We start from the raw sequence: 14,569 nt of genomic DNA, 5'->3' as shown, positions 1-14,569 counted from the left end.
CGGGCGGGCTTTCAACCAATTCTTTCTGGTAATATATTCATAACGAACAAGTCAGCCAATGGCTATTAACCGAATTCTCGCATTCGCGCGCGTCGAAATGCCTGACTTGGCAAAAGATCGATCGCACCTGACAGCAATTTCTTGCGATCGGATGTGCCCGCAAGATACACTATATCCTTTGTCAGAAAGATGAGGTACTCATGGGCATAGGTCATAGGGCATGGGGCATAGGGCATACCTGACTTTTTTGAGAACCGCTATAGGAGGCAAATTTTTGACAATTTTGTTTCAAAATACCTCCGAATTAGAGACAAATCAACTTCGGAAAAATTCTGAGATTCAACCAGTTTCACCCACCTCTAACCACCTGCGCTTGCTAAAAAATCTTCTTCCCTCTAAGCAAAGCTAAAAAATGATTTTATCCAAACTTCTCAAAGCACTTAAAATGCAAGTCAAACGAGTTGCGTGCATTTTACTTGCCTTAAATCTACTGCTGTTAAGCGGCTGTCAAAATATTCCCAAGAATAGCGATAAAATTAAGCTCACACTGTTGCACGGCATCAATCCCCCGACCAATCGCGACGTATTTAAAACTCTCACCGACAAATTCAATCAAACGCATCCCCACATCCAAGTAGAACAAATTTACATCGGCCAGCCAGACCAACAACTGCCAAAAATCCTCACCTCAATAGTAGGAAACGCATCGCCAGATTTGCTGTGGAATACTGCCACAATAGCCGGCAAACTAGCAGAACTGCAAGCAATTAAACCGCTAGAGAAATGGCTCGACAAATCCCCCATCAAAACTGAAATCGATCCCTCACTGTTCGAGTCAATGGAACTCGGCGGACACACTTGGTCAATTCCCCTCGCCACCAACAATACAGGAATATTTTACCGTCCCAGCTTGTTTGCAGCAGCAGGAATTAAAAAAGTGCCGCAGAATTGGCAAGAATTAAAGCAAACAGCCCGATCGCTCACACAGGACACCAACGGAGACGGACGAACAGATCGACACGGCATAGTGCTCCCCCTAGGCAAAGGAGAATGGACAGTATTCACCTGGCTGCCATTCATGTTCAGCGCAGGCGGCGAACTCGTGAGAGAAACATCTCAAACTCCCGTACCCCAAATAGACAACCCGGGTTCTCTCGCGGCCTTGGAATTGTGGAAGGACTTGTTAACAGAAGGTTCGGGAATACTGTCAGCACCCGAACGCGGTTACGAACTCGATAACTTCATCGCGGGTAAAGTCGCAATGCAAATCACCGGGCCGTGGACTCTAGCACAATTGCAGCAAAGCGCGATCGACTATGCAGTGATGCCTATACCCGCCCTCAAGCGCTCCGCCACTGTTGTTGGGGGTGAAAACCTATTTTTAATGAAAACCTCACCAGAACGCGAAAAAGCAGCCCTTGAATTCTTAGAATACGTTCTTGGCGAAGAATTCCAAACAGCCTGGGCCTTGGGTACAGGTTACTTACCAATTAACTTAAAATCGAGAGAGAGCCGAACTTATCAAAGTTTTGTGAAAAAAAATCCTGTTTTGGGAGTATTTTTAGAACAAATGAACTCAGCCCGATCGCGCCCAATTATCTCTGGTTACTCTCGCGTGTCAGAAAACCTTGGCCGCGCCATAGAAGCAACTCTTCTGGGCCGCAACCCCCAAGACGCTCTTAAAGAAGCTCAAGACCGTTTGACATTAACCTTAGATATTGCAGTCAAGTGAGATTGGGCATTGGGCATTGGGCATTGGGCATTGGGCATTGGGCATTGGGCATTGGTCAGTAGTCATTGGTCAGTAGTCATTGGTCATTGGTCATGTTTTGCGAACTTAATAACTCGCGAACCTTATTAGTCATTAGTCATGTTTTGCGAGCGTCCCCGCTCGCGAACGTTATTAGTCATTAGTCATTAGTCATTGGTAATTAATAAGACAAATGGCGATTACTTTACGAAATTCGACAATCGCTCTCTGGCAACAATCACAGAAAAATAGAAAATGTTTTTTTGATGTAAATTCTTTGTTTTCACTGTATTCGACGAAAGACTTGAAGGCTCGATTAACGGGAGCATCTCAGTTTTGCATTTAGATAGATAGTGAGAGCGTCCCCGCTCGCGTATCGTATAATACGCCAGCTCGCGACAGCTCGCACTATAAGAAAAAAATGCTTTTTACAAAAATGAGATGCTCCCCGATTAACGATTAACGATTAACTCGATTAATTGGTTGAAAATCTCATGAAAATCATTCCAACCTGCACTTACAATCAGAAACCGAGTTTCTTGCCCCGCACTTACCTGAAAGCTCAGATGTTGCGTGGGTGTTATCGGTTCGTTAGATATTATTGACCATGGTGCAAGATGTTAGAGTGAATAGAGTTGCGATCGCCCGACACGAACAGACACCCGCAGTCGCTCGGTCATAAATCTTTAGCGAAAACCAAAAATTAACAGACCGAATGCTTAGCCATCACAGATATATTGGCAAAAAACAGAGGCTCCCGAAATTTATGCCCAGATGCGATCGCACAGCAAAAAAAACCGAACCCTCAACGGCTCCACAAAAAATTATCTCAACAGGTTCCGTGGAATCAATCCCAAATCTAAAATCGAAAATCCTCTCTTCCCCCGAATTTATCCGTGGGGTCGCCTCTAAAATCTAAAATCTAAAATCTAAAATCTAAAATCGATTGACCTACGATCGCCTAATAGAAAGATTTTTCCTACCCCGTGCCTGTCCCGTGCCACCTACTGATACCAAAACCAGCATCCACCTTTTCCCCAAACGACAATGCAGAAAAAGTTCCTTAACGCAATCAAAGGACATTCCTGGCGGTACTTCTTCGCAGTAGGGGCGATCGCCCTGATCTACTATTTGGCATCGCAATTCGCCATTGCCACCCTCACCCTGAGTTCAGAAATTTACCCCATGTGGCCAGCAGCAGGAATTGCTCAAGTCGCTCTGCTGCTGTTTGGGCGGCAACTGTGGCCGGGAATTGCGATCGGCGCCTTCCTGTTCATCATGAGCGCACCGGCGGCCAGCATCGGCACTGCTTTGATCTCAGCGGGCGCCAGAGCCTTGCAAGCGTGGACGGGAACTTATCTGCTACAGCGCATTAACTTTAGCGCCGGACTCGATCGACTCAAAGACGTTTTAGGAATAGTCGGACTAGCAGCCTTAGCATCTACCCTAATCAACTCCACCATCGGCAGCATCATCGTGTGCGTAAGTGGTTTCTCTAGCTGGAGCAATTTTGGGACGATTTGGGGTACTTGGTGGGTAGGAGACGCGATGGGAATTTTGCTCGTCGCCCCCCTGCTGCTGACGTGGCACAAATTGCCCAAAAGCCCCACCCATCGCAAACAGATAGCTGAACGAGTTATTTGGCTGCTGCTGCTGCTAGCGATCGGCTGGCTCGTCTTCTGTTCCCGCACCCGCGCGGCCTACGCTCGCTATCCCCTAGAATACTTACCATTTCCCCTAGTAGTTTGGGCTGCCTTTCGATTCGGCCAGCGCTACACGGCCCTCGCCAACTTCATCCTCTGCGGCTTCGCCATCTGGGGCATAGCCAGGGGCAGCGGCCCCTTTCTCAAACACGCCAGCAGCATCCCCCAAGCACTGTTATCCCTGCAAGCCTTCATCGCCGTCATCGCCGTTACCGGCCTAGTCTTAGCCGCCACCGTCGCCGAACGCCACCAAGCAGAAGTCTCCCTGCGCGCCAGCGAAGCCAGCCTCACCAACGCCCAGCGCATCGCCCAGCTAGGCAACTGGGACTTAGATCGCAACACGGAGCAATTGCGTTGGTCAGAAGAAATTTATCGCATCCTGGGAGAACGCCCGGGAACTTTCGATCCCAGCCTCGAAGCCTTCTTGAAATACGTGCATCCCGAAGATAGAGAATTGGTCAAAAGGTCGATCGAAGCTGCTATATTTCAGCAACAGCCTTACAGCATCGACTACAGGCTGCTACTCCCCGACGGGAGGAGCCGCACAGTCTGCGAACAAGCCGCCATCAACTCCCTCTACATCACCAGCACCGTCCAAGACATCACAGATAGAAAGCGCGCCGAAGCCGCCCTGAATTCTTCAGAAGAAAGATTTTCCAAGGCTTTTCACGCTTCTCCTGTTGGGATCGGCATCTGCACCCTCACAGACGCCCGCTTCCTCGATGCCAACGACAGCTTTTTGCGATCCTTAGGCTGGTTGCGGGAGGAATGTATCGGCCGCACCCCCACCGATTTAGGAATGTGGGTCAATTCAGAAGACGAGCGGCGGCTAGCCAACGTGTTGCGGGAAGAAAATTCGATCGGCAACCAAGAAATCAAAATTCGCACCAAAGCCGGCGAAGTGCGCGACTGGCTGATGTCAGGGGAACTCATCGACCTCGGCAGCACTCAGTGCGTTTTAATCATGACCAGCGACATCACCGAACGGTTGCGTTCCGAAGAATTCCGTCGCGCCGCATTAGCAGCCGAAACTGCCAATCGATCTAAAACCATCTTTCTCGCCAACATGAGTCACGAACTCAGAACCCCCCTCAATGCGATCATCGGCTACAGCGAGCTCCTGCAAGAAGATGCCCGAGACCTCGATGCCGAAGAGTTCATCGACGACCTTCAAAAAATTAACACTGCCGGCCAGCACTTGCTAGGGCTGATTAAAGATATTCTCGACTTCACTAAAATTGAAGCAGGTCACATCGACTTGCACATCGAAACCTTCACCATTTTAAATCTGGTGCAGGAAGTTGTCGGCACGATCGCGCCGATGGCAAACAAAAATAGCAATATCTTAGAAATACAATGCCCTGAGGATATTGGCTCGATGCAGAGCGACTTAACTAAACTCCGCCAGTCCTTGCTCAACCTCCTCAGTAATGCCTCGAAGTTTACTTCCTCGGGCGCGATTAGTTTCACCGTTACCCGCTGCGCCGAAACCCCCGCCGAGGCTGCCCAGAGACGCAAAAAACAAGGAGCCTATAGAGGACTTAACCCCTTAGAAAATAGCTCGTATTCCTGGTCTGCCTCTCAAGATTGGATTGTTTTTACAGTCAAAGATACTGGTATTGGCATGAGTTCCGAACAGTTAGTCAAAATCTTCGAGCCTTTCACCCAAGCCGATTCCTCAACTACTAAGAGGTTCGGTGGCACTGGTTTGGGGCTGACGATTACTAAGAAATTCTGCGAAATGATGGGCGGAGATATTACCGCTTCCAGCGAGTTGGAAAAAGGTTCTACTTTTACAATTCGGCTGCCAGCTATCATCAACTAAATTTTATTTTTCCCGGAAAAGTATGATCGATAAGAAATTTTGTGAGTTGTTGTTGGCTGCTGCCAATTTTATTAATGACACGCTCTCGCTCCCAAAACCCGGTTGCTTCACCTGAGTCGAGCAGTCAGTCGATTTGAGACTTGAAATTTGAGATTTACTCTACAGATGAATCTGGGAGCAGGAACAGGAGTATAAAATTTTGATCTCTCCACGACAGGAGTACCTCGGACTTTATCAGTTTTTGGTGGCTCAAAAAACCTAGTTCTGGCAGAAACCGAGGTTGTCAGCGTCAGTTCACTGTGATAATATGATACAATTTTTAAGTAGGTGGCAGACATTTAGAGCATGGGTTTGTTGACGATGTAATTTTTTTAGACTAAATATAACTTAGGGCGATTTAAAAGATTTTGGATAACGCAGATGACAGCTATGGTTCTCGATAGAACCTGTGATAGAGTTAGATTGCGTATTCTTCCAGTCACTAGATAGCTGCACATATATACTATTAATTAAAAATATATACTGTAAAAAGTTGCCTACAAAGCGCCAGAAATTATGCATCCCTACCTCCAGCGCCAACTCGAACAGCTCGGTTTAGCCGGCGAGTCTCCCCCTCCCACAGCCGAGCAGTGGCAGCTATTCTTAGAGCAGGTAAGTTGTAGCTACGACGGCGCTCCCAGTCAGGAGCAACCCTTGGCACTAAAGGATTTTGCCTCTTCGCCCCCATCCCCTCAAGACTCTCCAACCGCTTCAGAATTCGATCGACTGCGATCGACCGTCAACAGTTTGGGGGTGGGATTGTGCATCCTTGACGGCAAGGGGTTGGTCATCTCGGTGAATCCAGCAGCCGAACGCTTGTTGGGCTGGCGAGAGTCGGAACTTGCAGGCATTTCGCTGCTAAATCGCATTGCCCCCCAGCAAAAGCAAGGCAAAAAATCCCCCGTTTTGAAGGCTCGGAAACAAAAAAACCACAAAAATGAAGATGGGGCGATCGCACATACACTATCTTTACAAGAGGCGATCGCCAACCGTCAACCTTGTAGCAATTGGGACTATGAGTTTCTACGTAGCGACGGGAAAATTTTACCAGTTTCCTATTTTTTCAATCCTGTAATTGAGGGTGGCGAAATATCAGTCTTGGTATTTTTTGAGCAGGGAGAACACCAGCAGCTCTCGATGCTGCAAGCCGTTTTGGACTCAACAGATGCGGGAATTATCGCGGTTGACACCAAAGGCAATGTATGCAATTACAATCAGAAATTTGTCGAGATGTGGGGTTTGTCTCAAGTAGCAGGAAAGTTGAGCCGATCGCCCGCAGGCAATAGTGAAACAAACATCGCCACAGAATTCCCCTTCGCTAGGGAACAATTAAAAGACCCCCAAAGATTTCTCGAACGCGCGATGCAAGTGTCGGCCCAACCAGATGCGAAAATCAGCGACTTATTAGAATTTAAAGACGGAAGAGTTATCGAATTAAATTCACTGCCATCAAAAGTTGGAGCAAACACAGTTGGCAGAATATGGAGCTTTCGAGACGTTACCGATCGCCAAAAAATAGCACAATCTTTGCAGGAACGAGTAGAATTTGAGGCATTGATTGCTACTTTGTCAACCTATGCGATCGCTGTGCCCGGAGCGGACATAGATGAAGGGTTCGATCGCACTCTCCAAGCAATCGCCCAGTTCAGCCACTGCGACCGCAGTTACATATACTTGTTATCGGCAGACAAAACTCGCGCTCACAAAACCTACGAATGGTGCGCCGAGGGTGTTCCGACCCAAATTAAAGACCTCGCCCCCCAACAAATAGACATCGCCCAAATCCCTTGGATTGCAGAAAAGCTCGATCGCGCCGAAGGCCTGCACATTAGAGAAATCCGCGAACTCCCGCCCCCAAATCAAGCCGAAATAGCTTGGTTGACAGGCAAAAACTTAGCAACATTCCTGACAAACTCCTCCTCGGAAACAGCAACCGCTTCCGCAGGTACGATCGCACATTCGGGCAAAACCAAATTAAACAAACCTCAAAAAAATCTGCGATCGCTAATCGTGATTCCCCTAATTTGCAGTGAAAACCTACTAGGATTTCTCGGATGCGACAGTTACAAACCTGCTGCGAGTCGATCGACCGAAATATCAACTCATCTAAAAATGGTAGGAGAAATGCTCGCCAATGTCCTAGAACGCCAACGCGCAGAAACAGCTTTGAGAGCAGCCGAAACCAAATACCGCAGCATCTTTGAAAACGCAGCCGAAGGCATCTTCCAGACAACCCCAGACGGACGTTACCTCACCGCCAACCCAGCACTAGCCGGGATTTACGGCTACGAAACAGTCGCCCAAATGGTCGGCGAACTAGCAAACATCAGCAGCCAACTTTACGTTGACTCCAACCGGCGCGCTGAGTTTATAGCCCAATTGGCCGCGCGCCACCAAGTATCAAAATTTGAATCCCAAATATACCGCCGGGACGGCAGCACGATCTGGATTTCCGAAAACGCCCGCAGCGTCTGCGACGAAAGCGGCAGCATTTTGTACTTTGAAGGCACTGTCACCGACATCACCCATCGCAAACTTGCAGAATCCGCCATGCAGTCGGCCCTAGAAGCAGCAGAATCCGCCAACAGGGCAAAAAGTACATTTCTCGCCAACATGAGCCACGAACTGCGGACGCCCCTGAATGCCATCATCGGCTACAGCGAAATGCTCCAAGAAGAAGCCGAAGACTCCGGCGATGAAACCTTCGTCCCAGACCTCGAAAAAATTCGCGGCGCAGGCAAACACCTGTTATCGATGATCGATGACATCCTAGATATCTCTAAAATTGAAGCAGGTCGAATGGATCTCTACTTAGAAAACTTCGACATTCATGCCTTGATTGAAAGTGCTGTGGAGACAGCGAAGCCGCTAGTGGAAAAAAACGGCAACACGGTAGAAGTCTACTGTCCAGAAAATCTCGATACGATGCACGCCGATATGACCAAAGTCCGGCAAGTGCTGCTGAACCTACTCAGCAACGCTGCGAAGTTCACCAAAAACGGGAAAATTGCGATCGGAGTTGAAAGAATTACCAATGAACAATTAAGAATGAAAAATCAAGAGGAATCTGCCCAAATTTTAATTTCTAACTCAGAATTTTTAAGTTTTCGCGTCACCGACACCGGCATCGGCATGACAAAAGATCAATTGCAGCGAGTTTTCCAACCTTTTACCCAAGCTGACGCCTCAACTACCAAGCAGTATGGCGGCACCGGTTTGGGACTAGCTATCAGCCAGCGCTTCTGCCAGATGATGGGCGGCAGCATTGAAGCAAGCAGCACGTTGGGCATAGGCACTACTTTCACCGTACTCTTGCCCAGCGCCATCAAAGAACCGGAAATCCCCAACAAAGTCGGCGACAGCACTAGGACTGCGGACGCACCTGCTGTCGGCACGGTGCTGGTAGTTGACGATGACCCCATCTCCCAGGATTTGATCGAGCGCGCCCTCGCTCGCCAAGGACTGCACATAGAAGTCGCAGGTAACGGCGAGGAAGCCCTCAGGCTCGCGAAGCAACTGCGGCCAGACGCCATTACCCTGGACGTGATCATGCCCGGAATGGACGGCTGGGCGGTGCTGTCGGCCCTCAAGGCAGATCCTGACCTTGCCGAGATTCCCGTAATCCTGCTATCCTTTGTTGGCAACAAAAGCCTCGGCTTTGCATTGGGCGCTTCGGACTACCTCACCAAACCAGTGGACGGCAAACGGCTGGTTGCTTTGTTGAACAAGTACCGACGCGACCAAGAAGGCGTTGCGGCTCACAGTTTGCCCTGTCAGATATTAGTTGTGGAAGATGACGATGCCACCCGCAAAATACTGCGGCGGATATTAGAAAAACAAGGCTGGGCTGTGGCGGAAGCTGACAGCGGACGCACTGCTCTCGAACAGCTAGAAGTCGATCGCCCGCAATTGATTTTGCTGGATTTGATGCTGCCAGAAATGGATGGTTTTGAGTTGATCGCCGAACTTCGCAAGTCGCATTCAGAAGATCCTATACCGATCGTCGTAATTACCGCCAAAGACCTGACGACCGCAGAAAGTCAGCAACTCAACGGCTATGTCGATCGGGTTCTGCAAAAGGGAGTCTACAGTTGCGATACTTTGCTGCGCGATGTTCGTTCTATAGTGAATGACAGGCTCGATCGCAGGTATGACTCGAAAGGCAAGGAGAACACCAATGGCTAAAATCCTGTTGGTCGAAGATAACGAAATGAACAGGGATATGCTGTCGAGGCGTCTGGCCCGCAAGGGACATGAGGTCTTTATTGCTGTGGACGGTGCTGAGGGAGTGTCGATGGCCCTCGACAAAGTACCGGATTTAATTCTGATGGATATGAGTCTACCAGTGCTCGACGGCTGGCAAGCAACCCAGCAAATTAAGGCAGCTCCTCAAACTAAAACGATCCCGGTGATTGCGCTAACGGCTCACGCAATGGCGGGCGATCGTGAAAAGTGTATCGCAGCCGGCTGCGACGACTACGACACCAAACCCGTGGAGTTTCCCCGACTTCTGGGTAAGATTGAATTGCTTCTGAAAGAGGCCATGACTTGAGAGTCCCCGCCGTAACACCGATCGGGATTCTTAAGACATTAAAGCCTCAGTAGACTTTGAGTCGGACTTAAGTACCAAATAGTTTGCTAAACTTATCCACAGTTAATTACCTAGACGAGGTTTAACCATGTTTGCCGTCAAACGAGCGCTCAAATTGAATAATAGGGAAGCGACCTTGATGGCGAAACACGCAGGATTTCGGCGCGTGGTATTTAACATGGGGTTAAGTTTGCGGACTCAAATGTACAGTGAGGGGAAACTTACAGACTCAAAGGTGATTAACGAAATTAAAAAAGTTTTCACTAATTACGTCAAAAAGCACCCTGAATTCGCTTGGATGAACCAATTGTCTAGCCGAGTTTACCAAAACGCTTTGATTGACTTGAAAGATGCTTTTAGCCGATATCGTTCTGGTTCTTCAGGTCATCCAAAATTCGCCAGTCGTCGAGACGGTCAATCTTTTACGGTTGATTCATCTAACGGCAAAGTTTTGTTAAACGCTGGCAACACTATTAAGATTCCTACTCTGGGAACTTTTCGGCTTTACGAAGCCCTAGATTGTAGTTTTATTTCTCAAACTTTCACGATTTCAAAAGAAGGGAATCGCTGGTTTGTTTCTATCTGCGTTGATGCAGAGCGTCTCCCGGTTCAGCAGTCTGAAAGTTCTGTGGGAATCGATGTTGGTATCAAGTCATTTGCCACTCTGTCAAAAGGGCAGTTTTTTGATGCACCGAAGCCGTTAATAGCCCGTGCGAAAACAAAGCTTGCTACTTTACAGCGCCAAGCATCAAAGCAGGTAAAAGGCTCTCGAAATCAGCGTAAAACTTACAATAAGATTAGCCAGATTCATGCAAAGATAGCTCGTATTCGCCTAGATTTCCTTCACAAGTTAACAACTTATTTAGCTAAAACTTTTAAGTTAATTAAGATTGAAAATTTGAACGTCAAAGGAATGATGGCAAATCACAAGTTAGCGGGAGCAATATCTGACCTTGGTTTTTATGAGTTTAAACGTCAACTCGACTATAAATGTCAAATGTATGGAGCTAACTTGGTATTGGTAGACCAGTGGTTTCCTAGTACCAAAACTTGCTCAAATTGCGGCACAAAAAAAGATATGCCACTAAGCATACGGACTTTTGACTGTCCTGTTTGTGGCAGATATTTGGATCGCGATTGGAACGCCAGCATTAACATTTTAAATTGGGAACCCTCGGCTTGAGGGGGATAGCCTACTTATCTTGGGATAGCCGACTACCCAACAGCGTAGGAAGTAAACTCGTAATTGTATCTAAAGATGGCTTTAGATAGGTTTAGGTAAGTTTTATGAAGCAGGCAAGCAATGGCTAAAATCCTGTTGGTAGAAGATAACGAAATGAACAGGGATATGCTGTCGAGGCGCCTCGCCCGCAAAGGGTATGAGGTGTCGATTGCTGTTGATGGCGCGGAGGGGGTATCGATGGCGAAGACAAAAGTACCGGATTTGATTTTGATGGATATGAGCCTGCCGGTGCTCGACGGATGGCGAGCAACCCAGCAAATTAAAGCGGATCCCGAAACTAAAATGATTCCGGTGATTGCGCTGACGGCTAACGCTATGGCGGGCGATCGTGAAAAGTGTTTGGCGGCAGGCTGCGACGATTACGACACCAAACCTGTGGAATTTCCGCGACTTTTGAGTAAAATCGAAATGCTTCTGAAAGAGGCCATGCAATGAAAACTGACGACGGCAGCGTCCTGGTTGTTGACGATAATGAGGTAAACCGCGATTTGCTGGCCCGCCGACTTCAGCGTCAAGGCCACGCGGTGACTGTTGCTGAAGATGGTCTCCAAGCTATGGCACTGATGCGTAGTGAGCCTTTTGATTTGGTACTCCTGGACATTATGATGCCACAAATGAACGGCTATCAAGTTCTGGAACATCTGAAAGCAGACGAGCAGTTGCGCCACATCCCAGTGATTATGATTTCGGCGGTGGACGATATCGACAGTATTGTCCGCTGTATTGAATTAGGGGCGGAGGATTATCTTTCTAAACCGTTCAATCCCGTATTGCTCAAGGCTCGGATTAGTGCGTGTCTGGAAAAGAAGCGGCTGCGGGATAAGGAACAAACTTATCTGCGGGAGTTGGCCGAGGAAAAGGAAAAGTCCGAGCGTTTGCTACTGAATATTTTGCCAGGCCCGATCGCCCAACGCCTCAAAGAAGGAGAAAATACGATCGCCGACAGTTTCGCGGAAGTTACTGTCATGTTTGCCGATTTGGTTGGTTTTACCAAGCTTTCGGCTCATTTGTCGCCAGCGGAGTTGGTGGAATTGCTCAACGAGATTTTTTCAGCTTTTGACGAGTTGGCCGATCGCTACGGACTTGAGAAAATTAAGACGATCGGCGATGCTTATATGGTGGTTGGCGGTTTGCCAAAAGTAAGCGACAACCACGCCGAGAGCATTGCAGAAATGGCGATCGACATTCTAGGAGCAATGGCTCAAATCCGCACCAAGGGAGGACAGCCGCTCAGCATCCGCATCGGCATCCACACGGGCCCCGTAGAAGCCGGAGTCATCGGCACTAAAAAATTTACTTACGATTTGTGGGGAGACACAGTAAATACAGCTTCCCGCATGGAATCTCAAGGCATTCCCGGCGGCATTCAGGTGACAGTTGCTACCTACGAGCGCCTGCGGAATAAATATGTTTTTGAGGAGCGCGGCGTGATTTCGGTGAAAGGAAAAGGCGATATGATGACTTATCTGCTTGTGGCCCGAAAAGGTGCATAATTGACAGTTGTCAGTTGGCAGTTGGCAGTTAACTATTACCAATTACCAATTACCAATTACCAATTACCAATTACCAATTACCAATTACCAATTACCAATTACCCAATTACTAAATTGAAAAATGAACGTAAATTCTAACCTTTTAATGTATGCCCAATGGGCAGGAATTCTAACAGTAGCCTTGTTTGTTTTAACCATCGTAGCATTTATCTTGAAATGGGGTTTTCGCTTCCGATTGGTAGGAGTGAGCAGCTTTATGGCCGTCATTGCTGCGAGTATATTCGGTCTCGGTTTAGGACTGTTTTCGCGCACAGAAATTCCCGGTGCAGTGCGCTATTCTTTAGTTTACGATACTGGCGGCGCCCAAACTGTAGTTACCGTGCCACCTTCAATTACTGAATCCGAGTTAGAAGCAACAATGCAGCAAGTGGCTGCTGATTTGTACTCTCCAGGGCGATCGGGAAGCGGAAGAGATTACATGACAATCCGCGTTCGGACGGTGGTACATCCTGAGCCTGGTCTGTCACAGCCGCTGTTTTTGGGTGAGGTGAGGCGATCGCTCGCGACGAGATATGATGACAAAATGGCGATCGACATCTACCCCGAAAAAGTCGCTATTCTGAAAAAGTATCAAGCCTAAAAATCAATTATTCGGCGAGTGAAACCGCTTCTACAAAAACAAAGTCCGCCTGCGCGGACTAAGATTCAGTTCAGAAACCGGGTTTTTAGGAAAAGACTTTATTGTAGCCGATAGATTCTATAAAAACCCGGTTTCTTTGGTCGAAGTGGGTAACTCCCGATCGCATACTAGATGGTTATCAAAAAAGGATATAATTATGACTCAAGATTCCGAAAAATTACTAACAAACCTCTTCAATGCTTGCAATCCATACGAGCCTTTATCGGCAGGCGATCCGCGATATGTTAACTGTGGGGAAGTCTGAGGAGATGACAATATTACCGTAGACTTAGGTCTCAATATTCAGCGTTCCCAAGAGATGACTTGTCAGTTGTATGCCGGACATTTTGGTGCAGGAAAATCAACCGAATTACGAAGACTAGAACAGTATTTGCAAGAACAAGGTTATTTTGTAGTTTATTTCGCCGCTGAGGAACAAGATATCAATACCGAAGATACGGAATATACAGATATTTTGCTGGCTTGTACCAGACATTTATTAGAAGCAATTAGACTTCTTGCAAAAATACTTAGGACGGGCTAGAAGCCCATCCCACAATTTTTTTTTCTTGTGGGATGGGCTTCTAGCCCGTCCCAAAATTTGATTAAAAGGACTTTTGCAAGAGGTCTATTAAAGATGCGGACTCAAAACCTTTACTCGATTGGATGAAAAACCGCTGGAACGATTTAAAAGATTTAGCCTTGACAGAAGTATCTTTTGAAACATTGAGCTTAGAAATGCAAATTGCTCAGTTTGCCAAACTGACGGCGAATGTGAGAACCGAACCTAGTCTGCGCCAAAAAATTAGAGAAAAAGTTAATCCTCACACTACCACGCTGATTGAGGCGCTGAATCAGTTTATTCGGAATGCTAAAAAAAGGTTGCCCGACAAATATTCGCAATTGGCAATAATTGCCGATAATTTAGATAAGATCGTGCAGTTTTATAAAGGCGGAGGAGAACGCAGCAATCTCGACGAAATTTTTTTAGACCGCAGCGAACAACTCAAAGCTTTAGATTGTCACATCGTTTACACCATACCAATTTCGATGGTGCATTCCAATCGCGCTGCTGATTTGAGTAATAACTATAATAATGCTCCACAAGTGCTGCCGATGATTATGATAAACAATCCCAGCGGTGAAGTTAACGGGACTTAAACAGAAAATACGATAAAAATAGGTTATAATGCTTACATAGCAAGCAGATAACGTTAAAAAATGACCCATGAAAGAGACAACCCCT

The 14,569-nt window shown here is 47.4% G+C and carries 12 protein-coding genes; all 12 read left to right on the top strand.

Translation table 11 applies throughout. The features are described 5' to 3' along the window. Window positions 1-58 precede the first annotated feature (58 nt). The 12 genes from JGK20_RS27155 (at window position 59) to JGK20_RS27100 (ending at window position 14,484) form a co-directional block, all read left to right on the top strand. Entirely contained in the window at window positions 59-193 is a 135-nt protein-coding gene (locus tag JGK20_RS27155; RefSeq protein ID WP_293184189.1) for a hypothetical protein, read from the top strand. A 219-nt stretch (window positions 194-412) separates the two neighbouring features. Further along, a complete protein-coding gene (locus JGK20_RS27150; RefSeq protein WP_293232793.1) occupies window positions 413-1,732 on the top strand; it encodes an ABC transporter substrate-binding protein in 1,320 nt (439 codons plus the stop codon). 1,065 nt (window positions 1,733-2,797) lie between these two features. Further along, complete coding sequence (locus JGK20_RS27145) at window positions 2,798-5,278, top strand: MASE1 domain-containing protein (protein WP_293232791.1); 2,481 nt, start codon at window positions 2,798-2,800, stop codon at window positions 5,276-5,278. Between the two features lie 555 nt (window positions 5,279-5,833). Next, window positions 5,834-9,502 (top strand): response regulator, encoded by a 3,669-nt coding sequence (locus tag JGK20_RS27140; RefSeq protein WP_293232789.1) that lies wholly within the window; start codon window positions 5,834-5,836, stop codon window positions 9,500-9,502. Then, window positions 9,495-9,869: a response regulator gene (locus JGK20_RS27135; protein WP_293151805.1), complete on the top strand. Its 375-nt coding sequence runs from the start codon at window positions 9,495-9,497 to the stop codon at window positions 9,867-9,869. The genes JGK20_RS27140 and JGK20_RS27135 overlap by 8 nt, the downstream gene beginning before the upstream one ends. Before the next feature lie 127 nt (window positions 9,870-9,996). After that, complete coding sequence (locus JGK20_RS27130; protein WP_293192450.1) at window positions 9,997-11,091, top strand: RNA-guided endonuclease TnpB family protein; 1,095 nt, start codon at window positions 9,997-9,999, stop codon at window positions 11,089-11,091. Window positions 11,092-11,211: 120 nt separating this feature from the next. Further along, window positions 11,212-11,586 (top strand): response regulator, encoded by a 375-nt coding sequence (locus JGK20_RS27125; RefSeq protein ID WP_293151691.1) that lies wholly within the window; start codon window positions 11,212-11,214, stop codon window positions 11,584-11,586. After that, window positions 11,583-12,644 (top strand): adenylate/guanylate cyclase domain-containing protein, encoded by a 1,062-nt coding sequence (locus tag JGK20_RS27120; RefSeq protein ID WP_293184199.1) that lies wholly within the window; start codon window positions 11,583-11,585, stop codon window positions 12,642-12,644. Before JGK20_RS27125 ends, JGK20_RS27120 begins: the two co-directional genes overlap by 4 nt. Continuing rightward, the gene (locus tag JGK20_RS27115) at window positions 12,645-12,782 is read left to right on the top strand and encodes a hypothetical protein (protein WP_293184201.1); all 138 of its coding nucleotides are present in this window, start codon (window positions 12,645-12,647) and stop codon (window positions 12,780-12,782) included. Further along, complete coding sequence (locus JGK20_RS27110) at window positions 12,766-13,284, top strand: Ycf51 family protein (RefSeq protein WP_293184203.1); 519 nt, start codon at window positions 12,766-12,768, stop codon at window positions 13,282-13,284. The genes JGK20_RS27115 and JGK20_RS27110 overlap by 17 nt, the downstream gene beginning before the upstream one ends. 358 nt (window positions 13,285-13,642) lie before the next feature. Then, window positions 13,643-13,867 (top strand): hypothetical protein, encoded by a 225-nt coding sequence (locus tag JGK20_RS27105; protein WP_293184205.1) that lies wholly within the window; start codon window positions 13,643-13,645, stop codon window positions 13,865-13,867. Window positions 13,868-13,989: 122 nt separating this feature from the next. Continuing rightward, window positions 13,990-14,484 carry a hypothetical protein gene (locus tag JGK20_RS27100; protein ID WP_293232787.1) on the top strand — a complete coding sequence of 165 codons (495 nt, stop codon included), beginning with the start codon at window positions 13,990-13,992 and terminating at the stop codon, window positions 14,482-14,484. Window positions 14,485-14,569: the final 85 nt, after the last annotated feature.

This window comes from Microcoleus sp. PH2017_05_CCC_O_A (assembly GCF_020738785.1).
Classification (GTDB): domain Bacteria; phylum Cyanobacteriota; class Cyanobacteriia; order Cyanobacteriales; family Microcoleaceae; genus Microcoleus.
The sequence above is the reverse complement of the archived record's forward strand: the minus strand, read 5'-3'. Positions and strand labels throughout refer to the sequence as shown.

Excerpts from the sequence above, each read along its gene's own strand:
- JGK20_RS27155 (WP_293184189.1), top strand. The coding sequence starts at position 59 with ATGGCTATTAACCGAATTCTCGCATTCGCGCGCGTCGAAATGCCTGAC.
- JGK20_RS27150 (WP_293232793.1), top strand. The coding sequence starts at position 413 with ATGATTTTATCCAAACTTCTCAAAGCACTTAAAATGCAAGTCAAACGA.
- JGK20_RS27145 (WP_293232791.1), top strand. The coding sequence starts at position 2,798 with ATGCAGAAAAAGTTCCTTAACGCAATCAAAGGACATTCCTGGCGGTAC.
- JGK20_RS27140 (WP_293232789.1), top strand. The coding sequence starts at position 5,834 with ATGCATCCCTACCTCCAGCGCCAACTCGAACAGCTCGGTTTAGCCGGC.
- JGK20_RS27135 (WP_293151805.1), top strand. The coding sequence starts at position 9,495 with ATGGCTAAAATCCTGTTGGTCGAAGATAACGAAATGAACAGGGATATG.
- JGK20_RS27130 (WP_293192450.1), top strand. The coding sequence starts at position 9,997 with ATGTTTGCCGTCAAACGAGCGCTCAAATTGAATAATAGGGAAGCGACC.
- JGK20_RS27125 (WP_293151691.1), top strand. The coding sequence starts at position 11,212 with ATGGCTAAAATCCTGTTGGTAGAAGATAACGAAATGAACAGGGATATG.
- JGK20_RS27120 (WP_293184199.1), top strand. The coding sequence starts at position 11,583 with ATGAAAACTGACGACGGCAGCGTCCTGGTTGTTGACGATAATGAGGTA.
- JGK20_RS27110 (WP_293184203.1), top strand. The coding sequence starts at position 12,766 with ATGAACGTAAATTCTAACCTTTTAATGTATGCCCAATGGGCAGGAATT.
- JGK20_RS27105 (WP_293184205.1), top strand. The coding sequence starts at position 13,643 with ATGACTTGTCAGTTGTATGCCGGACATTTTGGTGCAGGAAAATCAACC.
- JGK20_RS27100 (WP_293232787.1), top strand. The coding sequence starts at position 13,990 with ATGAAAAACCGCTGGAACGATTTAAAAGATTTAGCCTTGACAGAAGTA.